The organism is Streptomyces sp. YKOK-I1, from assembly GCF_054660435.1.
Window position 1 is genome coordinate 1,153,818 of the sequence record NZ_BAAGDR010000001.1, and the last position, 24,978, is coordinate 1,178,795.

Sequence of the window (24,978 nt, forward strand, 5' to 3'; positions counted from 1 at the left end):
GTCGGGGTCAGGAAATGCCCAGCTCTTTGTTGATGAGGTCGAACATCTCGTCGTCCGTCGCGGATTCGAGTCCGGTGACGGCCGTCGTGGTGCCACCCGTGCCACCCGTGCCACCCGTGTCGCCCGTGCTGCTCGTCCACCGGGTCAGCAGTTCCCGCAGGCGGGCGGTCACCTTGTCATTCAGCTCGGCGTCGTCCGTGCCGTCGGCCGCGGGGTGCGTGCCGGCCATGACGGACTCGAGCCTGTCGAGTTCGGCGAGCAGGACGTCGGCCGGTCGTTCGTCCTGGGGGGCGCACCGGTCCAGCAGATGGCGGGCGAGGACCGCGGGGGTCGGGTAGCTGAACACCAGCGTGGCCCGCAGGGTGAGTCCGGTGGCCGTGCCGAGCCGGTTGCGCATCTCGACCGCGGTGAGCGAGTCGAAGCCCAGCGACTTGAACGGCCGGTCGGCGTCGACGGCTTCGGGGTCGGAGTGCCCGAGGACCGCCGCGGTGTGGGTGCGGACGAGGTCGAGGGCGGCCCGTTCCCGTTCCTCGGCGGGCAGCGGCCGCAGCCGCTCCGTGAACGACACCGGCGTACCGTGCCCGTCGTCCTGGCCGTCGGCCGGGGTGCCGGTGGTGTCGGCCGCCGCCCGCCGGACCGGGGTCCGGGCCAGCGCCTTGAGCAGCGCGGGCGGTTCGGTGCCGCGGCGTTCCGGCCCGGCCGGGTCGAGTCGGGTGGGCAGCAGCAGGGCCTGGTCGGCGGCGAGGGCCGCGTCGAACAGGGCCAGGCCCTCGTCCGCCGGGAGCGGGGCGAGACCCATCCGGCCGATGCGCCGCAGGTCGGCGGCACCGAGGGTGCCCGCCATGCCGTCGTCGGTGTCCCACAGGCCCCAGGCCAGGGAGAGCGCGGGCAGTCCCCGTGCCCTGCGGTGCTGGGCCAGGGCGTCGAGGAAGGCGTTGGCGGCGGCGTAGTTGGCCTGTCCCTGGCTGCCGAAGGTGGCGGCCACGGAGGAGAAGAGGACGAACGCCGACAGGGGCAGGTCGTAGGTCAGCTCGTGCAGGTTCCATGCGGCCTGTGCCTTCGGGCGCAGGACGCGGTCGACGCGTTCGGATGTCAGGGCGTCCAGGATGCCGTCGTCGAGGATGCCGGCCGCGTGGACGACGGCGGTCAGCGGACGCTCGGCGGGGATCTCGGCGAGCAGTCCGGCCAGGGCGTCGCGGTCGGCCATGTCGCAGGCGGCGACGGTGACGGTGGCGCCCAGCCCGGTCAGTTCCGCGGCGAGTCCGGCGGCGCCGGGGGCGTCGGGGCCGCTGCGGCTGGTGAGCAGCAGATGGCGGACCCCGTGCCGGGTCACCAGGTGCCGGGCGAACAGTCCACCGAGGGTGCCGGTGCCGCCGGTGACCAGGACGGTGCCGTGGGGGCGGTGCGGGGCGCGTCCGTCGCGGGTGTGCTCCGCGGTGTGTACGGGGTGCGCGTCCTGCACGGTGTGGGCCAGGTCGACGGGCAGCTCGGGGACGGTGAGGACGATCTTGCCGGTGTGCCGTGCCTGGCTGAGGTACCGGAACGCCTCCGGGGCCCGCCGTACGTCCCACGTGGTGACCGGGAGGGGACGCAGTGCCCGCTGTTCGAACAGCGCGAGTACGGCCGTCAGCATGGCGGCGGTGTGGTCGGGGTCGACGTCCCGCAGGTCGAACGCCCGGTAGACCACGCCCGGATGCTCGGCGGCGACGGTCGGGGCGTCCCGCAGGTCGGTCTTGCCCATCTCGACGAAGCGGCCGCCGCGCGGCAGCAGCCGGAACGACGCGTCGATCAGTTCCCTGGCCAGGGAGTTGAGGACGACGTCCATACCGCGGCCTTCGGTGACCCGCAGGAACTTCTCCTCGAAGTCCGTGTCGCGCGAGGAGGCGATGTGGTCGTCGTCCAGGCCCATGGCCCGCAGCGTGTCCCACTTGGCGGGGGCGGCGGTGGCGAAGACCTCGGCACCCAGGTGCCGGGCGAGCTGGACGGCGGCCATGCCGACGCCGCCGGTGCCCGCGTGGACGAGGACGGCTTCGCCGGGACGCAGATCCGCCAGGTCCACCAGGCCGTGGTAGGCGCTGAGGAAGACGATGGGCGCCGCGGCGGCCTCGGTGAAGGACCAGTCGTCCGGCTGCCGGGTGAGCAGACGGTGATCGGTCACCGCGACCGGGCCGTACGCCCCGGAGAAGAGGCCGAGCACCCGGTCACCGGGGGCGAGCCCGGTGACACCCGGGCCGGTCTCCAGGACCACGCCCGCGCCCTCGCGGCCGGGCACCTCGCGGTCGAGCATTCCCAGGCAGACCAGGACGTCACGGAAGTTGACGCCGGTGGCCCGCATCGCCACCCGCACCTCGCGGGGGGCGAGCGGTCCGGTGACCTCGGGGCAGCCGACGAGGGCCAGGCTGTCGAGGGTGCCGGGCGTGGTGACGTCCAACCGCCACACGGACTCACCGGACGGCGGAAGCAGCGCGCCGCCGGTGTCCGCCGGGGCCAGCCGGGGCACGAGTACGACCCCTGCGCGCAGGGCGAGTTGGGGTTCGCCGGAGGCGAGTGCGGGGGCGGGGTCAGCCGGCCGGTCGGTGGAGCCGGCATCGCTGCTCTCCTGCCGGGCGGCAGCGGCAACGTGATCGGGGGCGACGGGTGTGTCAGGGGCGAGGTCGAGCAGGACCAGGCGTCCGGGGTGCTCCGACTGCGCGGAGCGGACGAGACCCCAGACGGAGGCGGCCACCGGGTCGGTGAGCGCCCGGTCGCCGTCGGCGGGGACCGCGCCCCGCGTCACCAGCACCAGTCTGGCGGCGCCGAGGCGGTCGTCCGCCAGCCAGTTCTGCACCAGGGCGAGGACGTCGTGCAGCACCGCCTTGGTGACATCCACCGTCGAAGCCGGCAGCGCCGGTGTCCCGGTCGCGGACGGGTCGCAGGCGACGAGTACCGCGCCCGGCGTCGGTGTTCCCGCGGCGACCGCCTCGGCCAGGGCCGTGACGTCGGCGTAGTGACCGGCCGGCGCGTCCGGGAGCCCGGCGATCTCCGGTCCGACGACGGCCCACCGTCCGTCCTGGTCGGGGAGGGGACCGGACGGCGCGGGCAGCGCGCTCCAGTCCACCCGGAAGAGTGTGTCCTGCCGCGCCGACGGGCCGGCGGCGGGGGCCAGGGCCTCCCCGCTCAGCTCACGGAGGGTGAGGGCGTCGACGCGGGCCACGCTCCGGCCCTCGGCGTCGGCGACGGCGAGCGTGATCGTGTCCTCGTCCACCGGCGCCAGCCGCACCCGCACGGCGGACGCGCCGACCGCGGTCAGCGAGGCGCCGCTCCATGCGAACGGCAGCCGCACTCCGCCGTCGGCGGGTGCCTCGCCGGAGGCGTCCGTCGGCGCCCGTCCCGCGGCGAGCCAGGCGTGCAGCGCGGCGTCCAGCAGGGCCGGGTGCAGACCGTGGCGCCCTGCCTCGTCCTGCTGCCGGCCGGCGGGCAGCCCGACCTCGGCGTAGACGTCCTCACCCTGCCGCCAGACGGCACGCAGGCCCTGGAACACCGGGCCGTAGGCATACCCCTCGTCCGCGAGACGGTCGTAGAAGCCGTGCAGCGGGACGGGGGTCGCGGCTGTGGGCGGCCAGTCCTCGAAGGGGCCGGCGCCGTCCGTCTCGTCGGTGACGTCGGCGTCGAGGACGCCACCGGCGTGACGTACCCATCCCCCGGCTGTGGCCTCGGCGGAGTCGGCACGGGAGTGGACGGACACGGTCCGCCGTCCCGACGCGTCCGGACCGCCCACGGCGACCTGGATCCGTACGGCGCCGTGCTCGGTGAGCACGAGCGGCGTTTCGAGCGTCAGGTCCGCCAGACGTACGCAGCCCACGCGGAGACCGGCCTGGAAAGCCAGTTCCAGGAAGCCGGTGCCCGGGAAGAGGACCGTGCCCCCCACCGCGTGGTCCCGCAGCCAGGGATGGGTCGTGAGGGAGAGCCTGCCGGTGAGCAGGGCTCCACCGCCTTCCGCCAGCGCGACCTCGGCGCCGAGCAGCGGGTGCCCGGCGAAGGTCAGTCCGAGACCGGTCGCGTCACCGGCCGTGGCGCCCGGGGCGTCCGGCCAGAAGCGCTGCCGCTGGAAGGCGTACGTCGGCAGCTCGGCCCGGAAGGCGTCGCCGCCCTCGAACACGGCAGGCCAGCGCGGTTCGGCACCACGGACGTACAGCTCGGCCAGGGCGGTCAGCAGTGCGGCGCGTTCGTCGCGGTCCTTGCGCAACGCGGGTACGAGGAGGATCTCCTCCGCGGGGTCGGCGTGCACCACTTCGCGCGCCAGCGCGGTGAGCGTGCCGTCCGGTCCCAACTCGAGCCAGCAGGACGCTCCTTCGGTGCTCACCCGGCCCACGGCGGCGGCGAAGCGTACGGCGTGGCGGACATGCCGCACCCAGTAGTCGGGCGTCATCAGGTCGTCGGCGTCGGCGAGGTCGCCGGTGAGCGCCGAGACGACGGTCAGCTGCGGACGTGCGTACGCCAGGCCTTCCGCGACCGTACGGAACTCGGCGAGCATGGGTTCCATCAACGGCGAGTGGAACGCGTGGCTGACCCGCAGCCGGGTGGCCTTGCGGTCGAGGCCCCGGAAGTGCGCGGCGATCGCCTCGACGGCTGCCTCGGTGCCCGCCACCACGGTCGCCTCCGGTCCGTTGACGGCGGCGATGCCTGCCTCGCTCTCCCGGCCCGCCAGCAGCGGCAGGACCTCGTCCTCCGATGCCTCGAGCGACACCATCGCCCCACCGGCCGGAAGCGCCTGCATCAGCCGCCCCCGCGCCACCACCAGACGGCACGCGTCGGCCAGGGACCACACCCCCGCCACATGCGCGGCCGCCAACTCACCGATCGAATGACCGAGCACCACGTCCGGCCGCACACCCCACGACTCCAACAGCCGGAACAGCGCCACTTCCAGCGCGAACAGCGCGGGCTGCGCGTACTCCGTCCGGTTCAGTACGTCCGCCTCGTCGCCGAACACCACCTCCCGCAGCCGGAACGGCAACTCGGCGTCCACGGCGTCGAAGGCGTCGGCGAAGACGGGGTAGGTGTCGTACAACTCCCGCCCCATGCCGAGCCGTTGCGAGCCCTGCCCGGCGAACAGGAAGGCCGTGCGGCCGTTGGTCTGCGCGGAGTTCCGTATGACGTTGGGCTCCGTACGCCCCTCGGCGAGCGCGCGAAGTGCTTGGAGCAGCTCGTCGCGGTCGGCGGCCAGGACCACCGCCCGGTGTTCCAGGGCGGTCCTGGTGGTGACGAGCGCCCGGGCGGTGCCGGGGAGGGAGAGGTCGGGGTGTGCCCCCACGAAGGCCGCCAGATTCCCGGCCTGAGCCGGCAGACCACCGCCGGCCGCCGACAGCACCCACGGCAGCACCGACGTCTCGTCGTTTTCGGTGCTCTGCGCAGCCACCGCCGTGTCGGGAGCCTGTTCGAGGATGACGTGGGCGTTGGTACCGCTGATACCGAAGGAGGACACGCCCGCGCGCCGTGCACGGCCCGTCTCGGGCCATGCACGCTCTTCGGCGAGCAGCTCGATGTCGCCGGCCGTCCAGTCGACATGGGAGGACGGCTCCTCGGCGTGCAGGGTCCGCGGCAGCACACCGTGCCGCATCGCCATCACCATCTTGATCACACCGCCCACACCGGCGGCCGCCTGCGTGTGACCGATGTTCGACTTCAACGAACCGAGGAGCAGGGGGTGTTCGCGGTCCTGGCCGTAGGTCGCCAGCAGCGCCTGCGCCTCGATCGGGTCACCCAACGGGGTGCCCGTGCCATGCGCCTCCACCGCGTCCACGTCGGCGGGCCTGAGCCCGGCACCGGCCAACGCCTGCCGGATCACCCGCTGCTGCGAGGGACCGTTCGGCGCGGTCAGTCCGTTGGAGGCGCCGTCCTGGTTGACGGCGGAGCCCGCGACCACCGCGAGGACATCGTGGCCGTTGCGGCGTGCGTCGGAGAGCCGTTCCACCAGCAGCAGGCCCACACCCTCCGACCACGCCGTACCGTCCGCACCGTCCGAGAACGCCTTGCACCGGCCGTCCACCGCGAGCCCCCGCTGCCGCGAGAACTCCACGAAGGTGTCCGGCGTGGACATCACCGTGACACCACCGGCCAGCGCCAGATCACACTCACCCGACCGCAACGCCTGCACCGCCAGATGCAAGGCCACCAACGACGACGAACACGCCGTGTCCACCGTCACCGCCGGACCCTCAAACCCGAACGTGTACGCGATACGACCCGACGCCACACTGCCGGTGTTCCCGGTCATGAGGTAACCGCCCGCGTCGAGCTCGCCCAACCGGAGGAAGGAACCGTAGTCCTGGGCCATGGCTCCGGCGAAGACACCGGTACGGCTGCCGCGCAGGGTCGCCGGGTCGATGCCCGCCCGCTCCAGGACCTCCCACGACGTCTCCAGCAGCAACCGCTGCTGCGGATCCATCGCCAACGCCTCACGCGGCGAGATCCCGAACAACGAGGAATCGAACAGAGCCGCGTCGTACAGGAACCCGCCCTCACGGACATAGGTACGACCAGGCGTCCCCGGCTCCGGATCATAGAGACCATCCAGATCCCAGCCACGGTCGGACGGGAAACCACCGATCGCGTCACCACCCCCGCTGACCAGCCCCCACAGATCCTCCGGCGAACCCACCCCACCAGGGAACCGGCACGCCATCCCGACGATCACCACCGGATCGTCACCCACACTCGTCAGCGCGGGCAGCGCCGGCGCCATGTCGACGGTTTCCCGTTCGTCCGACAACTCGGACAGGAGGTGCCGTGCCACGTCAGCCGGGGTCGGGTAGTCGAAGACCAGAGTGGCGGGGAACCTTGTGCCGGTCGCCGCGTTCAGCCGGTTGCGCAGCTCGACCGAGGTGAGCGAGTCGAAACCGAGGTCCTTGAACGTATGGTCGGCGTCGACCTGTTGCGTCGACCCGTGCCCGAGCACCGAGGCGGCCTGCGTCGAGACGAAGCCCCGGAGGAAGCGCCCACGCTCGCCGGCCGGGAGCGCGAGCAACTGCTGTCGCAGGGTCGTGGCCTCGCCCGCCGTCCCGATCCCGGCCTTGCGGCGGCCATGGCCGCGCACCAGGGCCCGCAGCAGCGGGGCCACGTCCTCCGGTGCCCGTCGGCGGAGCGCCGCGATGTCCATGTGGACCGGCAGCACGCAGGGCCGTTCCAGACCCATGCCCAGGTCCATCACGGTGTCCAGCAGTCCGAGGCCCTGGGCGGGCGTGAGCGGGAGCATCCCGTTCCGCGTCAGACGCCGTTGGTCCGCCTCGGTCAGTTCGGCGGTCATGCCCGCACCGGGCACCCAGGGGCCCCACGCGAGCGCGGTGGCGGGCAGGCCGGCGGAGCGGCGGCGGGCGGCGAAGGCGTCCAGGAAGGCGTTGGCGGCCGCGTAGTTGGCCTGACCCGCGCCGCCGAACGTCCCCGCGACCGAGGAGAAGACCACGAACGCGGAGAGGTCGGCGTCCCGGGTCAGCTCGTGCAGATGCGTCACCGCGTCCGCCTTCGGCCGCATCACCGTCGCGAACCGCTCAGGAGTCAGGGCGGAGACCACACCGTCATCCAGAACGCCCGCCGCATGCACCACGGCGGTCAGCGCATGCCCCTCCAGCACGGCGGCCAGCTGGTCTCGGTCGGCCACGTCCAGGGCCGCCACCTCGACCGAGGCACCCAAGCCGCCCAGTTCCGCGACGAGTTCGCGAGCGCCAGGGGCGTCGAGTCCACGGCGGCCGGCCAGCAGCAGATGCCGCACACCGTGCTCGGTCACCAGGTGGCGGGCCACCAGTGCGCCCAGACCACCCGTGCCACCGGTCACCAGGACGGTCCTGTCCGGATCCAGGGATGCCGGGACGGTCAGCACGACCTTGCCCACATGGCGGGCCTGCGACAGATAACGGAACGCCTCCGGAGCCCTGCGCACATCCCAGCACGTCACCGGAAGCGGCTTGAGCACCCCCGACTCGAACAGAGCCACCAGCTCCGCCAGCATCCGGCCGATCCGCTCCGGCTCCACGTCCATCAAGTCGAACGCCCGATACATCACACCGGCGTGCTCAGCGGCCACCGTCTGCGGATCACGGACATCGGTCTTGCCCATCTCCAGGAACCGGCCACCGCGCGGCAGCAGCCTCAGTGACGCGTCCACGAACTCACCCGCCAGCGAGTCCAGCACGACATCCACACCGCGACCACCAGTAGCCGCCAGGAAAGCCGACTCGAACTCGGTGTCCCGCGACGAAGCGATATGCCCCTCGTCCAGACCCAGCCCCCGCAGGGCATCCCACTTGCCCGCACTCGCCGTACCGAACACCTCCGCACCCAGATGCCGCGCCAACTGCACAGCAGCCATCCCCACACCGCCCGCAGCCGCGTGCACCAGCACCGACTCCCCCGGCCGCACAGCCCCCAGATCGGCCAGCGCGTAATACGCCGTCAGGAACACCACCGGCACCGACGCCGCCTCAGCGAACGACCAACCCTCCGGCACCCGCGCCACCTTGCGCGCGTCCGCCACCGCCACCGGCCCGAACGAGCCGGAGAACAGACCCATGACCCGGTCACCGACCGCCAGCCCCGACACGCCAGGACCGACCTCGGTCACCACACCCGCACCCTCCAGACCGAAGTCCTTCGCATCACCGGGATACATACCGAGCGTGTTGAGGACGTCCCGGAAGTTGACACCCGCCGCACGCACGGCGATACGCACCTGCTGATCCGCCAACTCCACAGACGCAACACCACGCAGGGCCAGCCCCTCCAGCGTGCCCTTCTCCGCGATGTCCAGCCGCCATTCCGGCTGCCCTGCGGGGACGGTCAGAGCCCCACCGGACGCGGCGCGGACGAGCCGGGGCGCGTAGGCCGTGCCACCGCGCAGCGCCAGCTCCGGCTCGCCGGAGGCGAGCGCGGCGGACACCAGGGTCCAGGACGCGTCGGTGCCCTCCACATCCAGCAGTGCGAACCTGTCCGGTGCCTCGGCGCGTGCCGCGCGGACCAGGCCCCACACCGCCGCCAGGGCCGGATCGGCGGACGACGCGTCGATCGTGACGGCCCCTTCGGTGACGAGCACCAGACGTGCGCCCTCGAATCGCTCCTCCGCCAGCCAGGCCTGGACCTGGGCAAGTACCTGAGCCGTGACCTCGTGCGCGGCCTCGACCGCGCCGCCGACCGGCCGCCGCACCCGCACCAGGACGTCCGTCCCGGGCTCCACAGCAGCGTCGGGGAGACCGACGGGGAGGGCGCGGGCATACGTCGGGCCAGCGACGGACGGGTCAAGCGGAACGGGGGCCCAGTCGGTCTGGAAGAGGCTGTCGACGTGACGGGTGTCCGCGTTCGCCAGCTCGCCGGACGCCTCCCGAAGCACGAGCGACTCCACCGACGCCACCAACCCACCAGCCGGATCGGCAAGTTCCAACGCCACCGCGTCCGACCCCAGCACCACCATCCGCACACGCACCGCACGCGCACCCGACGCCCACAACGACACCCCGGACCACGAGAACGGCAACCGCGCCCGCCCCTCACCGAACACCGACGTGAACATCACCGCGTGCAACGCCGCATCCACCAACGCCGGATGCGCCCCGAACCGCTCCGCCCCTTCCTCATGTCCCTCCGGCAGAGCGACGTCCGCGAAGATCTCGTCGCCGCGCCGCCACACACCGCGCAAGCCCTGGAACACCGGACCGTACGACAACCCCAACCCGGCGAAACGCTCGTACACCCCCTCCACCGGCTCCGGCACCGCGTCCCGCGGCGGCCACACAGCGAAACCGGGGGAAGCGGCGGACGGGGCCTCCGCAAGGGCGGCCAGTACACCCGTCGCGTGCAAGGTCCAGGGCAGATCGTCCGGCAGCTCTTCGAGACGGGAGTGGATCTCCAGCGTGCGGCGGCCGGCATCATCCGCCGCACCCACCCGCACCTGGACCCGGACCCCACCCCGCTCCGGCACCACCAACGGCACCGCGACCGTCAGATCCTCCACCCGGTCACAACCCGCCAGCTCACCCGCCCGCAACCCCAACTCCAGGAAACCCGTCCCCGGAAACACCACCACACCCGCCACCACATGATCCCGCAACCACTCCTGAACGCTGCACGACAAACGCCCCGTCAGCAGCAGACCATCACCACCCGCCAACTCCACCGCCGCACCCAACAACGGATGCCCCGCCGCACCCAACCCCACCGCACCCAGATCCCGGGTGTGCTGGGCCGAGGCAGCGGGCCAGAAGCGGCGCCGCTGGAACACGTACGTCGGCAGGTCGACGGGCGTCGCAGCAGCAGCCGTACCGGTGAAGACGGCGCTCCAGTCGAGCGCGGTGCCCCGTGCGAACAGTTCCCCTGCCGTCGAGAGGAGTGAGTGGGCCTCGGCGCGGTCCTTGCGCAGGGCCGGGGTCAGCAGAAGGCCCCGGTCCTCACTGTCGAGAACGCCCTGAGCCAGCGCGGTCAGCGTTCCGTCCGCACCCAGCTCCACGAACCGCGACACACCCTGCTCGTCCAACCGCCGCACCGCACCGGCGAACCGCACCGGCCAACGAACATGCTCCACCCAGTACTCCGGCGAAGCCAGCTCCTCGACCGTGGCCACCTCCCCGGTCACGGTCGAGACGATCGGGACCCGCGGCCGCCCGTACGACAGACCCTCGGCCACCACCCGGAAATCCTCAAGCACCGGCTCCATCAACGGCGAGTGGAACGCATGACTCACCCGCAACGCCGTCACCTTGCGGCCCCGGCCACGGAAACCCTCCGCGATCCCCTCCACCGCCTCCGCCGCACCCGAAACCACCACCGACTGCGGCCCGTTGACCGCCGCGATACCCACCTCGTCACCGAGCAGCGGCAGCACCTCGTCCTCCGTGGCCTGCAGCGCGACCATCGCACCGCCGGACGGCAGGGCCTGCATCAGCCGGCCGCGCGCAACCACCAGACGGCACGCGTCGGCCAGGGACCACAGCCCCGCGACGTGCGCGGCCGCGATCTCACCGATGGAGTGCCCAGCCAGCACGTCCGGCCGCACACCCCAGGACTCCAGCAGCCGGAACAGCGCCACCTCGAGAGCGAACAGGGCGGGCTGGGTGAACTCCGTACGGTTCAGGCGTTCGGCGTCCTCGCCGAACACCACCTCCCGCAGGCTGAAAGGCAGTTCCGCATCCACGGCGTCGAAAGCCTCGGCGAAGACAGGGTAGGAGTCGTACAACTCCCGCCCCATACCCAGCCGTTGCGAGCCCTGCCCGGCGAACAGGAAGGCCGTACGGCCGTTGGTCTGCGCGGAGTTCCGTATGACGTTGGGCTCCGTACGACCCTCGGCGAGCGCGCGGAGCGCTTGGAGCAGCTCGTCGCGGTCGGCGGCCAGGACCACCGCCCGGTGCTCCAGGACGGTCCTGGTGGTGACGAGCGCCCGGGCGGTGCCGGGGAGGGAGAGGTCGGGGTGTGCCTCCAGGAAGCCCGCCAGATTCCCGGCCTGGTCCGGCAGGCCACCGCCGGCCGCCGACAGCACCCACGGCAGCACCGACGCCGTGCCCTCTCCGGCTTCCTCCGGGCTGGCCGCCGTGTCGGGAGCCTGTTCGAGGATGACGTGGGCGTTGGTACCACTGATACCGAAGGACGAGACACCGGCCCTCCGCGCACGGTCCGTCTCAGGCCATGCCCGCTCCTCCGTCAGCAGCTCGACCGAACCAGCGGTCCAGTCGACATGGGAGGACGGCTCCTCGGCGTGCAAGGTCCGCGGCAGCACACCGTGCCGCATCGCCATCACCATCTTGATCACACCACCGACACCGGCGGCCGCCTGCGTGTGACCGATGTTCGACTTCAACGAACCCAGCAGAAGCGGGTGTTCGCGGTCCTGACCGTAGGTCGCCAGCAACGCCTGCGCCTCGATCGGGTCCCCCAACGGAGTGCCCGTACCGTGCGCCTCGACCGCGTCCACGTCGGCGGGCCTGAGCCCGGCACCGGCCAGTGCCTGGCGGATCACCCGCTGCTGCGACGGACCGTTCGGCGCCGTCAGACCATTCGACGCACCGTCCTGGTTGACGGCAGAGCCGGCCACCACCGCCAGCACCCGGTGACCGTTGCGGCGCGCGTCCGAGAGCCGCTCCACCAGCAGCAGGCCCACACCCTCCGACCACGCCGTGCCGTCCGCACCGTCCGAGAACGCCTTGCACCGGCCGTCCACCGCCAGCCCCCGCTGCCGCGAGAACTCCACGAAGGTGTCCGGCGTGGACATCACCGTCACCCCACCGGCCAGCGCCAGATCACACTCACCCGACCGCAACGCCTGCACCGCCAGATGCAACGCCACCAACGACGACGAACACGCCGTGTCCACCGTCACCGCAGGACCCTCAAAACCGAACGTGTACGCGATACGACCCGACGCCACACTGCCGGTGTTCCCGGTCAGCAGGTAGCCGTCGGCGCCTTCGGAAGTGCCGCGCAGCGACGAGCTGTAGTCCTGGGCCATGGCGCCGGCGAAGACGCCGGTGCGGCTGCCGCGCAGGGTCGCCGGGTCGATGCCCGCCCGTTCCAGGACCTCCCACGACGTCTCCAGCAGCAACCGCTGCTGCGGATCCATCGCCAACGCCTCACGCGGCGAGATCCCGAACAACGAGGAATCGAACAGAGCCGCGTCGTACAGGAACCCGCCCTCACGGACATAGGTACGACCAGGCGTCCCCGGCTCCGGATCATAGAGACCATCCAGGTCCCAGCCACGGTCGGACGGGAAACCACCGATCGCGTCACCACCCCCGCTGACCAGCCCCCACAGATCCTCCGGCGAACCCACCCCACCAGGGAACCGGCACGCCATCCCGACGATCACCACCGGATCGTCACCCACACTCGTCAGCGCGGGCAGCGCGGCAGTGGCTGCTTGCTCGTCTCCTCCCACCAGCTCCGTTCCGATGTACCGGATCAAGGCAGCAGGGGTGGGGTAGTCGAAGATCAGGGTGGCGGGGAGCCTCATGCCGGTCGCGGCATTCACGCGGTTGCGGAGCTCCACCGAGGTCAGGGAATCGAAACCCAGTTCCTTGAAGGTGTGGTCCACCTCGATGTCGGCGGTGGAGGCGTGGCCGAGCACGGCGGCCGCAGCACCCTGGACCAGGTCGGAGACGAGCCGGTCCCGGTCTGCCGACGGAATCGCCGCCAGCTGTGCCTTGAGGTCCTGGTGCCGCGTTCCGCTTCCCGTTCCGGCCTCGGCCTTGCGACGGGCACGGACCCGGACCAGGGCACGCAGCACGGCGGGCACTTCCTCCGCCGGTCGCCGACGCAGCCCCGCGAGATCGAGGTCGATGGGCAGTACCGCCGCCCGCTCCAGCCCTGGGCCCTGCTCGAGTGCCGCGTCCAGCAAACTGAGGCCTCGCTCAGGAGCCAGCGGCCGCATGCCCTCGCGTGCCATGCGCCGCAGATCCGCCTCGCTCAACTCGGCCGTCATGCCGGCCCCCGGGGCCCACGGACCCCAGCCCAGGGAGACCACGGGCAGCCCCTCCTTCCGACGGAAGGAGGCGAAGGCGTCGAGGAAGGCGTTGGCGGCCGAGTAGTTGGCCTGTCCCGCACCTCCGAAGGTGCCCATGACCGAAGAGAAGACGACGAACGCGGACAGGTCGGCGTCCCGGGTCAGCTCGTGCAGATGCGTCACCGCGTCCGCCTTCGGCCGCATCACCGCGGCGAGTCGCTCCTCGGTCAGGGAGGACACCACACCGTCATCGACGATGCCTGCCGTGTGCACCACGGCGGTCAGCTCATGCCCGTCCAGCGCGGCGGCCAGCTGGTCACGATCGGCCACATCCACCGCCACGACATCCACTTCGGCGCCCAACGCGGTGAGCTCCGCGAGGAGTTCACCGGCTCCTGGCGCATCAGGGCCACGCCGGCTGGCCAGCAGCAGATGCCGTACGCCGTGCTCGGTCACCAGGTGGCGGGCCACCAGCGCGCCGAGACCACCCGTGCCACCGGTCACCAGGACGGTCCTGTCCGGATCCAGCGGCACCGGGACGGTCAGCACGACCTTGCCCACATGGCGGGCCTGCGACAGATAACGGAACGCCTCCGGAGCCCTGCGCACATCCCAGCACGTCAACGGAAGCGGCTTGAGCACCCCCGACTCAAACAGAGCCACCAGCTCGGCCAGCATCCGGCCGATCCGCTCCGGCTCCACGTCCATCAAGTCGAACGCCCGGTACATCACACCGGCGTGCTCAGCGGCCACCGTCTGCGGATCACGGACATCGGTCTTGCCCATCTCCAGGAACCGGCCGCCCCGCGGCAGCAGCCTCAGTGACGCGTCCACGAACTCACCCGCCAGCGAGTCCAGTACGACATCCACACCGCGACCACCAGTAGCCGCCAGGAAAGCCGACTCGAACTCGGTGTCCCGCGACGAAGCGATATGCCCCTCGTCCAGACCCAGCCCCCGCAGGGCATCCCACTTGCCGGCACTCGCCGTACCGAACACCTCCGCACCCAGATGCCGCGCCAACTGCACAGCAGCCATCCCCACACCGCCCGCAGCCGCGTGCACCAGCACCGACTCCCCCGGCCGCACAGACCCCAGATCGGCCAGCGCGTAATACGCCGTCAGGAACACCACCGGCACCGACGCCGCCTCGGCGAACGACCAGCCCTCCGGCACCCGCGCCACCGTCCGCGCATCCGCCACCGCCACCGGCCCGAACGCACCCGAGAACATCCCGAACACCCGGTCACCCACCGCCAGCCCCGACACCCCAGGACCGACCTCGGTCACCACACCCGAACCCTCCAGACCGAAGTCCTTCGCATCACCGGGATACATACCGAGCGCGTTGAGGACGTCCCGGAAGTTGACACCCGCCGCACGCACGGCGATACGCACCTGCTGATCCGCCAACTCCTCGGAAGAAACACCGCGCAGGGCCAGCCCCTCCAGCGTGCCCTTCTCCACGATGTCCAGCCGCCACCCGGACTCCCCCGCCGGAACCGCCAGCACCCCACCGGACACCGCACGCACCAACCTCGGCACGAACACCGTGCCACCACGCACCGCCACTTCCGGCTCGCCGGACGTCAACGCCGCCGCCACGACGGCCCACGACTCCTCCGTGCCGTCCACGTCGACCAGCACGAACCGCCCCGGATTCTCCGCCCGCGCCGCCCGCACCAGACCCCACACCGCCGACAGCGCCGGATCCGCAACCCCACCGTCCCACGCGACCGCACCCTCGGTCACGACCACCAGACGCGCACCCTCGAACCGCTCCTCCGCCAGCCAGACGCGCACCGTTTCGAGCGCGGTGCGGGCGACGGAGTGGGCGGCTGCCGGCTGATCGCCGGCAGGACGATCGAACCGCACCAGCACGTCGCCGGCCACGGCCTCACCCGGTTCGGGCAGCCCGGTCCTCACCTGCGGGGCGGGTCCGGTGGCCGCCGGGATCCGTACCCAGTCGAGTTGGAACAGGCCGTCCCGTCCACCGTCGACCGAGGCGATTCCCCCGGCCACCTCCCGCAGGACCAGTGAGTCCACCGAGGCCACCGCGGTGCCGGCCGTGTCCGCGAGGTCGAGCGTCACGGCGTCCGGGCCCGCAGGGGCCACGCGCACCCTCAGCTCACGCGCACCCGCCGCCCACAGCGACACGCCGCTCCAAGAGAACGGCAGTCTCAGCGAGCTCTCGGCGCCGAAGGTTCCGAGCAGGACGGCGTGCAGCACGGCGTCCAGGAGTGCAGGATGCATCCCGAACCGGTCCGCGGGTGCCCCCGGTGCCTCGGGGAGGGCGACTTCGGCGAACACCTCGTCGCCGCGCCGCCACATCGCGCGCAGGCCTCGGAACGCCGGGCCGTACGACAGCCCCAGCCCGGCAAGCGCCTCGTACGCGCCCCCGACCGGCTCCGCCACCGCGTCCCGCGGCGGCCACACCGTGAAACCGGCGTCGAGGGAGCGGTCCGGGTACGGAGTCTCGGTCCGGTCGCTCACCACGCCTGTGGCGTGGAGGGTCCACGCCTCGTCCTCAGCCGCGCCGTCCGCCCGCGAGAAGACGCCGACTCCCCGACGGCCCGAGTCGTCCGGGCCGTCGACCAGCACCTGGACCCGCGCACCACCGTGCTCGGGGAGTGCCAGCGGGACGGAGATCGTCAGTTCCTCCACCCGGTCGCAGCCCACCTGCTCGGCGCCGCGGAGGACCAGTTCCAGGAAGCCGGTGCCGGGGAAGAGCGCCACTCCGGAGACGACGTGGTCCCGTAGCCAGGGGTGGCTCCGAAGCGAGAGAACACCGGTGAGGACCACCCGGTCCGAGTCGGCCGGTGCCAGCGCCGCTCCGAGCAGGGGGTGATCGGCGGCCGAGAGGCCGAGTCCTGAGAGGTCACCGTCGAACCTTTCCCGGGCCTTGGTGGGCCAGTAGGTCTTGCGTTGGAAGGCGTACGTGGGCAGTTCGACCGAACGGGTCCCGGTCCGTGCGACGACCGCGCGCCAGTCCACGTCATCGCCACAGGCGAACAGGGCGGCGACCGCGGCCAGTACCGTTTCGGCCTCAGGGCGGTCCTTGCGCAGGGCGGGCTGCAGCAGCGGCACGTCCCCCTCGCCGTCCAGGCACGCCTGCGCGAGCGCGGTCAGCGTGCCGTCGGGACCGATTTCCACGAACCGCGCGACGCCCTGTCCCGCGAGTGTGCGCACGGCGTCGCCGTAGCGGACGGCCTGGCGCACATGCCGTACCCAGTAGTCGGGGGTCATGAGCTGCGCGGGTTCCGCGGTGGTACCGGTGAGCGCGGAGACGAGGGCCAGACGCGGTTCGCCGAAGGTCAGCGTCTCGGCCACCGCCCGGAAGTCGTCCAGCATCGGTTCCATCAGCGGCGAATGGAACGCGTGGCTCACCCGCAAGGCCGTCACCCTGCGCCCCTCGCCCCTGAAGTGCGCGGCGATCTTCTCCGCCGCCTCCGCGGTACCGGCGATCACGACCGCCCGTGGGCCGTTGACCGCTGCGAGACCGACCTCAGCGCCGAGCAGGGGCAGCACCTCGTCCTCGGAGGCCTGCAGCGCGACCATGGCACCGCCGGACGGCAGGGCCTGCATCAGCCTGCCGCGCGCCACCACCAGACGGCACGCGTCCGCCAGCGACCACACCCCTGCCACATAAGCCGCCGCGATCTCACCGATGGAGTGCCCGGCCAGCACGTCCGGCCGCACACCCCAGGACTCCAGCAGCCGGAACAGCGCCACCTCGAGAGCGAACAGGGCGGGCTGGGTGAACTCCGTACGGTTCAGGCGTTCGGCGTCCTCGCCGAACACCACCTCCCGCAGACCGAAGGGAAGTTCCGCATCGACGGCGTCGAAGACCTCGGCGAAGACGGGGTAGGTGTCGTACAACTCCCGGCCCATGCCGAGCCGTTGGGAACCCTGACCCGCGAAGAGCAGTGCCGTCTTGCCCGCACGTGTCTGCCCCCCGCGGATGAGACCCGGTGCGTCGCCGTCCTCCGCCAGCGCGCGCAGACCTCGTAGCAGGCCGTCCCGGTCGGCGGCCAGGACCACCGCACGCTGTTCCAGGACGGTCCTGGTGGTGACGAGCGCCCGGGCGGTGCCGGGGAGGGAGAGGTCGGGGTGTGCCTCCACGAAGGCCGCCAGATTCCCGGCCTGAGCCGGCAGACCGCCGCCGGCCGCCGACAGCACCCACGGCAGCACCGACACCTCGTCGCTTTCGGTGCTCTGCGCAGCCACCGCCGTGTCGGGAGCCTGTTCGAGGATGACGTGGGCGTTGGTACCACTGATACCGAAGGACGAGACACCGGCCCTCCGCGCACGGTCCGTCTCAGGCCATGCCCGCTGCTCCGTCAGCAGCTCGACCGAACCAGCGGTCCAGTCGACATGGGAGGACGGCTCCTCGGCGTGCAAGGTCCGCGGCAGCACACCGTGCCGCATCGCCATCACCATCTTGATCACACCGCCCACACCGGCCGCCGCCTGCGTGTGACCAATGTTCGACTTCAACGAACCCAGCAGAAGCGGGTGTTCGCGGTCCTGACCGTAGGTCGCCAGCAACGCCTGCGCCTCGATCGGGTCCCCCAACGGAGTGCCCGTGCCATGCGCCTCCACCGCGTCCACGTCGGCGGGCGCGAGCCCGGCACCGGCCAACGCCTGCCGGATCACCCGCTGCTGCGACGGACCATTCGGCGCCGTCAGACCATTCGACGCACCGTCCTGGTTGACGGCAGAGCCGGCCACCACCGCCAGCACCCGGTGACCGTTGCGGCGCGCGTCCGAGAGCCGCTCCACCAGCAGCAGGCCCACACCCTCCGACCACGCCGTACCGTCCGCACCGTCCGAGAACGCCTTGCACCGGCCGTCCACCGCCAGCCCCCGCTGCCGCGAGAACTCCACGAACATCTCCGGCCCCGCCATCACCGTCACCCCACCGGCCAGCGCCAGATCACACTCACCCGACCGCAACGCCTGCACCGCCAGATGCAACGCCACCAACGACGACGAACACGCCGTGTCCACCGTCACCGCCGGACCCTCAAACCCGAACGTGTACGCGATACGACCCGACGCCACACTGAGGGTCGTGCCGGTGAGGACATAGCCGTCCGACTCCTCGGCGGCGGCGCGCAGGCAGGCTCCATAGCCCTGTTCCACGAGCCCGGCGAAGACACCGGTACGGCTGCCGCGCAGGGTCGCCGGGTCGATACCCGCCCGTTCCAGGACCTCCCACGACGTCTCCAGCAACAGCCGCTGCTGCGGGTCCATCGCCAACGCCTCACGCGGCGAGATCCCGAACAGTCCGGCGTCGAAGGACGCGGCGTCGTGGAGGAAGCCGCCCTCGCGGACGTAGACGCGGCCCGGAGTGCCCGGCTCAGCGTCGTACAACCCGTCGAGGTCCCAGCCACGGTCGGTCGGGAAGCCACCGATGGCGTCACCGCCCCCGCTGACCAGCCCCCACAGATCCTCCGGCGAACCCACCCCACCGGGGAACCGGCACGCCATCCCGACGATCACCACCGGATCGTCGGCCACGTGCGCCGGTGCGGACGGGAGTGGTTCGGAGGCGGCTACGCCCGAGAGGCGCCCGTCGAGGTATCCGGCCACGGCGTCCGGGGTCGGGAAGTCGAACAGCAGGGAGGCGGGCAGGGGCAGGCCGGTCGCGGCCTTGAGCCGGTTGCGCAGGTCGACGGAGGTGAGGGAGTCGAAGCCGAGGTCCTTGAACGTGCGGCGGGGCTCGACCTGGTCCGCCGACTCGTGGTCGAGGATGGTCGATGCGTGAACGCGCACCAGGTCCAGCAGGGCCCCGTGCCGGTCCCGCGGGGAGAGGCCGGCCAGGTCGTCGTGCAACGGCGAGACCACGTCGTCGATGTCCTGGGCTGCGGCGGCGGTCATGTCCTCGGCGTCTTCCGGAGCCGCCACGGACGTCACGGACGTCACGGACGTCGGGGTCCTGTCTGCGGCGGCATCGGGCAGCCAGTAGCGGCGGCGCTGGAAGGCGTAGGTCGGCAGTGCGGTGGGCCGGGCCCGGCGCACGGCGAAGAGGGGGGTCCAGTCGACGGGGAGGCCACGGGTGTGCAGGCCGGCGAGGGCCGCGAGGAAGGCCGTCGCCTCCGGGCGGTCCTTGCGAACGGCGGGAACGGCGAACGTCTCGTCGTCCTGCAGGCTCTGCTCGGCGAGGGCCGTCAGGGTGCCGTCCGGGCCGAGTTCCAGGAAGCGGCGGGCGCCCTGCTCCTCCAGTGTCCGGATGCCGTCGGCGAACCGTACGGGCTGCCGGACGTGCTGCGTCCAGTAGTCGGGGGACGCCAGCTCCTCGGCCGTCGCGAGGCGGCCGGTGACATCGGAGACGATCGGGAGGGTGGGCTGCCCGTAGGTGAGGCCGGCGAGGACGGCGCGGAACTCGTCCAGCATCGGTTCCATGAGCGGGGAGTGGAAGGCGTGACTGACGCGCAGGGCCGTCACCTTGCGGTCGCGGGCCCGGAAGTGCGCGCCGACCTGCTCGAGGGCTTCGGCCGTGCCCGACACGACGACCGCGCGGGGGCCGTTGACCGCCGCGATGCCCGCCTGGTCGTTCAGCAGGGGAAGCACCTCGTCCTCGGTCGCTTCGACGGCGACCATCGCGCCGCCTGCGGGGAGGGCCTGCATCAGGCGTCCCCGGGCGAGGACGACACGGCAGGCGTCGGCCAGCGACCAGAGGCCGGCCACGTGCGCCGCCGCGATCTCGCCGACGGAGTGGCCGAGCACGACGTCGGGGCGTACGCCGAAGGACTCGGCGAGGCGGTAGAGGGCGACTTCGAGGGCGAAGAGGGCGGGCTGGGTGTACTCCGTCCGGTTCACTACGTCCGCCTCGTCGCCGAACACGATCTCCCGCAGCGGGAACGGCAATTCGGCGTCCACGGCGTCGAAGGCCGCGGCGAAGACGGGATGGGTGTCGTACAACTCGCGTCCCATGCCCGGCCGCTGGGAGCCCTGGCCGGCGAAGAGGAAGGCGGTGCGGGCGGGTGCGGCTGGGGCGGCGGTGGCGTCGGAGGCGGTCGGGGGCGTCGTCGGGGTGGGCTGGGAGACACCGGTGACGACGTCGTTCGACGGGGTGCCCGCCACGAGGGCGGTCAGGCCGCGGAGCAGTTCGTCGCGGTGCCCGCCCACGACGACGGCACGGTGTTCGAAGCGGGTCCTGGTCTCGGCCAGGGAGTAGGCGATGTCGGCCGGGTCGGCGTCGGGGTCGTTCTCCAGGCGGGTGAGCAGTCGGCGGGCCTGGCCGCGCAGCGCCTTGCGGGTGCGGGCGGAGACGATCCAGGGGAGCGGTGAAGGGGTGTCGCCTGGCTCGGCCGCTTCCGAACCGGCGTGGGTTGCCGGCGTCACAGAGTGCGGTGTCCCGGCGTCGGCGGGCGCCGGGGCGGGCCATTCCTCCAGCACGACGTGGCAGTTGGTGCCGCCCATCCCGAAGGAGCTGACGCCGGCCCGGCGTGGGCCGTCCTGGTCGGGCCACGGCTGGGACTCGGCGGCGACGCGCAGGTTGAGGGCGTCGAGGGGGATGGCGGGGTTCGGCTTCTGGAAGTTGAGGCTCGCGGGGATCCGCCGGTGGCGGAGGGCGAGGACGGTCTTGACGAGCCCGGCGACGCCGGCCGCGCCTTCCAGGTGACCGATGTTGGTCTTGACCGAGCCGACGAGCACGGGGGTGCCGTCGGGGCGGGCGCCGCCGACGACCGTGCCGAGGGCGGCGGCCTCGATGGGGTCGCCGAGCCGGGTGCCGGTGCCGTGCAGTTCGACGTACTGGACGTCGGCGGGGTTCACGGCGGCCTGGCGGTAGGCGAGGCGCAGCACGTCCTCCTGCGCCTCGCGCAGGGGTGCGGTCAGGCCGTCGCCGCCACCGTCGTTGTTGGTGGCGCTGCCACGGATGACGCAGTGGATGCGATCGCCGTCGGCGAGGGCCCGGGCGAGGGGTTTGAGGAGGACCAGGGCGCCGCCTTCGCCGCGTACGTAGCCGTTGGCGCGGGCGTCGAAGGTGTAGCAGTGGCCGTCCGGGGAGAGCGCTCCGAAACCGGCGGAGGCGAGGGCGCTGTCGGGGGCGAGGGTGAGGTTGACACCGCCGGCCAGGGCGAGGTCGGACTCGCCGCGCCGCAGGCTCTCGCAGGCCAGGTGGACGGCGACCAGGGAGGAGGACTGGCCGGCGTCCACCGTCAGGCTGGGGCCGCGCAGGCCGAGGACGTAGGAGAGGCGGTTGGCGATGATGCCCCGGTTGAGGCCGCTGAGGGTGTACCGGCCGACGGTCTCGGGGCCGAGGCGGCGGGCGAGGGTGGCGTAGTCGTCCCAGATGGCGCCGACGAAGACCCCGGTGCGGCTGCCGCGCAGCCGTGCGGGGACGACGGCTGCTTCTTCCAGGGCCTCCCAGCCGAGTTCGAGGACCAGGCGCTGCTGGGGGTCCATGGCCGCGGCCTCGCGCGGCGAGATGCCGAAGAAGCCGGGGTCGAAGCGGTCGACGTGGTCGAGGTGGCCGCCGCGGCGTACGGTTCCGGAGGTGGCCGGGCCGGATGCGGCCGACGTGTCCCGGCGGCTGTCGGGGGTTTCGGTGACGGCGCTCCCGCCCTCGGTGAGGAGGCGCCAGAAGGCGGCGGGATCGGGTGCCTGGGGGAAACGGCAGGACACGCCCACGACCGCCACGGCGTTGTGGAGCGCCGTCGCGTTGCGGGGTTCCGACGAGATACGGGGGTCCGACGAGATACAGGCCGTCTCCTCCGGCAGGAATGCGGGCCTTCGAAGAGAGGCCTCTTCCTGATGGTTCTCGGGTCCCTGAAGGGATTCCGACGCGTTTTCCCGTGCCTGTGCGTCTTCTGGCAACACGGCCACTGCCTCCGCCCTACGGATCCGGCTCTGCTTCCGGCCGCGTGTTCCGGCCGGATCCGACTCCCGCGCGACCTGCGGGACGATCGATGGTTGCGATGCGATCGGTGGTTCCGGTGTTCGTCATCCTGGCGGCTGCCGCGGGGATCAGTCCCGCGCGCACACCGCGATCTAGGGAGACTTCTACTTCTTCCGCCCTGGTCAGCGGCGTTCAGCGCCTGCGGCGGGCGACCATCTCGAGGCCGCCGCGGGGCTGCAGGGTGATGTCGCTGGCGACCCGGACGGGCCCCTTGTCGACGGGCTCGAACTCCCAGTGGCGGCTGAGGGTCGCCAGTGCCATGACGCCTTCCATCTGAGCGAAGACGTTCCCGATGCACTGCCGGGGTCCGGCGCCGAAGGGGAGGTACGCCAGCCTGGGGCGGCCCGCCGCCTTGGCGTGACCCGCCAGCGGGTCGGACGGGTCGGGCTCGGGCAGGAACCGCTGGGGCGCGAACCGCTCGGGCTCGGGCCACCAGGTGGGGTCGCGGTGCAGGACGTAGGGGCTGCAGATGACCACGCTGTTGCGGGGGATGTGGTAGCCGTTGGCCGTGTAGTCCTCCAGTGAGCGCCTGACGAGGTTCCAGGCCGGGGGATACAGACGCAGCGCCTCGGAGTACACGGCGTCGGTGTACTTCAGGTCGGGCAGGTCCTCGACGGTGGGCAGCCTGTCCCCGAGCACCTCGTCGACCTCCGCGTGCAGCCGCTCGCGTGTCTCGGGGTTGGTGCCGAGGAGCTGGTACGCCCAGGTCAGGGCGCCGGAGGAGGTCTCGTGTCCGGCCATGAGCAGGGTGACGGCCTCGTCGCGCACCTCCAGGTCGGTGAGGTGCTCGCCGGTGTCGGCGTCGGTGACGGTCAGCAGGACGGACAGCAGGTCCGCACCGTCCCCGGACCCCTGGCGCCGTTCCTCGATCATGGCGTAGACGATGTCGTCGATGTTCCGCAGGCCGCGCTTGAGCTGGCGGTTGGCGGGCAGCGGGAGGCGCAGCAGGATCTTGCCGAAGGGGCTCAGCTCCCAGCGCAGCGGGCCGCCTTCGCGGGGGAAGGCGGTGCGGATGCTTTCGGCGGCCTCGCTTTCGAGCGAGACGTCGAAGAGGGTGCGGGTGACCATGCCGAGAGCGAGTTCGTACATGGACTCGTGGAAGTTGAACTTCTCGCCGTCGGTGAACTTCTCGGAGGCCTCTTCGGCGATGGCGGCGAAACTGGAGCCGTATCCGGCGATGCGCTTGCGGTGGAAGACGGGCTGGATGAGCCGTCGCTGCCGGCGGTGGTAGGTGCCGACGCTGGTCACCAGGCCCTTGCCGAGGACGTTGCGGCCCAGGATGGTCTCAAGGTTGGCGCCCCAGTCGTCGGGGCCGGGGCCGGTCTTCTTGGTGTCCTTGTCGAAGCGGCGGCTGGACGCGACGATGACGTCCTGGACGACGTCGAAATCGCTGAGGAGGAAGACCTCGTCCTTGCCCATCGGAATGCGGACGACCGGGCCGTGCTTGTCGCGCAGGCGGGACATGTAGCCCGGGATGTTTCGGATGACCTCGCGCATCTCCTTCAGCCCCAGGGAGTCCGGTGTGGGGATGGACTCGGTCGGCGCAGCCGACTCGGGAGTCGTTTGAACGTCGGTCACGGATGTCTCCTGGTCTGCGGAGGCTGAAGGGCTCGGTGCGCCGGGCGGCGGTGGGCGGATCGGACGTCCTGCGGCCACGGCGAAAAGGACATATCCGCCCGGTGGAGCTGGCGCCCGACGCTAGCACCGAGGAGGCGGCAGGCCGTCAAGTGCCGCTGAGTTCTAGGGAATTCCAGCGTGTTGGCACGATGCGGTGGGTGCCGGCGGGACCGTGGCGGGGGTCGCCCGTACGCTGTGCGTGTGCCGGACCGCCTCGGCAAGAGGGCGACCCGGCTCGTGTTCCGTACCGCCCCCATCGGACGGAGAACTCATGACCAGCGGCCACATCCCCCACCCGGAACAGCACCCGCGCACCGCGTCCGGGCCACCCCTGCTGCTGACCGTCCTGGTGGACCTCGGCATTCCCATCGGGTTGTACTACGGGCTGACGGCGGCCGGTGTGAGCGATGTGCTCGCGCTGACCGCCGGGGCCGTGGTGCCGGGGGCGGCGACGCTGGTGCGGTTCGCGAGGACGCGGCGGGTGGACGTGCTCGGCGCGTTCGTGACGACGATGCTGGTGCTCAGCATCGTCGTGTCGCTGGCCGGGGGGAGCGCGCGGCTGCTGCTGGTGCGCGACGGCTGGCTGACGGCGGTGGCCGGGCTCGGCTTCCTGGTGTCCCTGCGCGGCAGGCGGCCGCTCGCGTTCGGTTTCTCCCGCCGGCTGCTGGAGCGGCGTACCTCCGGTGGCCGGGACTGGGACGAACTGTGGGAGGAGGAGTCCGGCTTCCGGCGGATCTGGCGGGTCACCACGGTGATCTGGGGCGTCGGGCTGCTGGTGGACTCCGGAATCCGGACGCTGATGGCGTACACGCTGCCGGTGCATGTGGTGCCCGCGCTCAACGGCGCCCAGTACGGCGTCTTCACGCTGCTGATGCTGGTGATCGTCAACATCTACCACGCGCGTGCCGGTCTGTGGCCCCTCCTGTCGCCGCAGCCCGGCATCTCCACGGCCGGCGGCCCGGACACCGGGGCCGGCCCTCACTCACGAGGATGACCA

At 72.0% G+C, this 24,978-nt stretch carries 3 protein-coding genes; 1 reads left to right on the forward strand and 2 read right to left on the reverse strand.

Annotation, left to right across the window (positions count from 1 at the left end; genetic code table 11):
- Positions 1-7: 7 nt before the first annotated feature.
- Positions 8-22,105: an SDR family NAD(P)-dependent oxidoreductase gene (locus ACYQ8Q_RS05120; protein WP_460062317.1), complete on the reverse strand. Its 22,098-nt coding sequence runs from the start codon at positions 22,103-22,105 to the stop codon at positions 8-10.
- Positions 22,106-22,496: 391 nt separating this feature from the next.
- Positions 22,497-23,942, reverse strand: a complete 1,446-nt coding sequence (locus tag ACYQ8Q_RS05125) for a cytochrome P450 (RefSeq protein ID WP_460062318.1) — start codon at positions 23,940-23,942, stop codon at positions 22,497-22,499.
- A gap of 310 nt (positions 23,943-24,252) precedes the next feature.
- Here ACYQ8Q_RS05125 and ACYQ8Q_RS05130 point away from each other — a divergent pair, with 310 nt between their 5' ends.
- Positions 24,253-24,975 (forward strand): VC0807 family protein, encoded by a 723-nt coding sequence (locus ACYQ8Q_RS05130; protein WP_460062321.1) that lies wholly within the window; start codon positions 24,253-24,255, stop codon positions 24,973-24,975.
- Positions 24,976-24,978 lie beyond the last annotated feature (3 nt).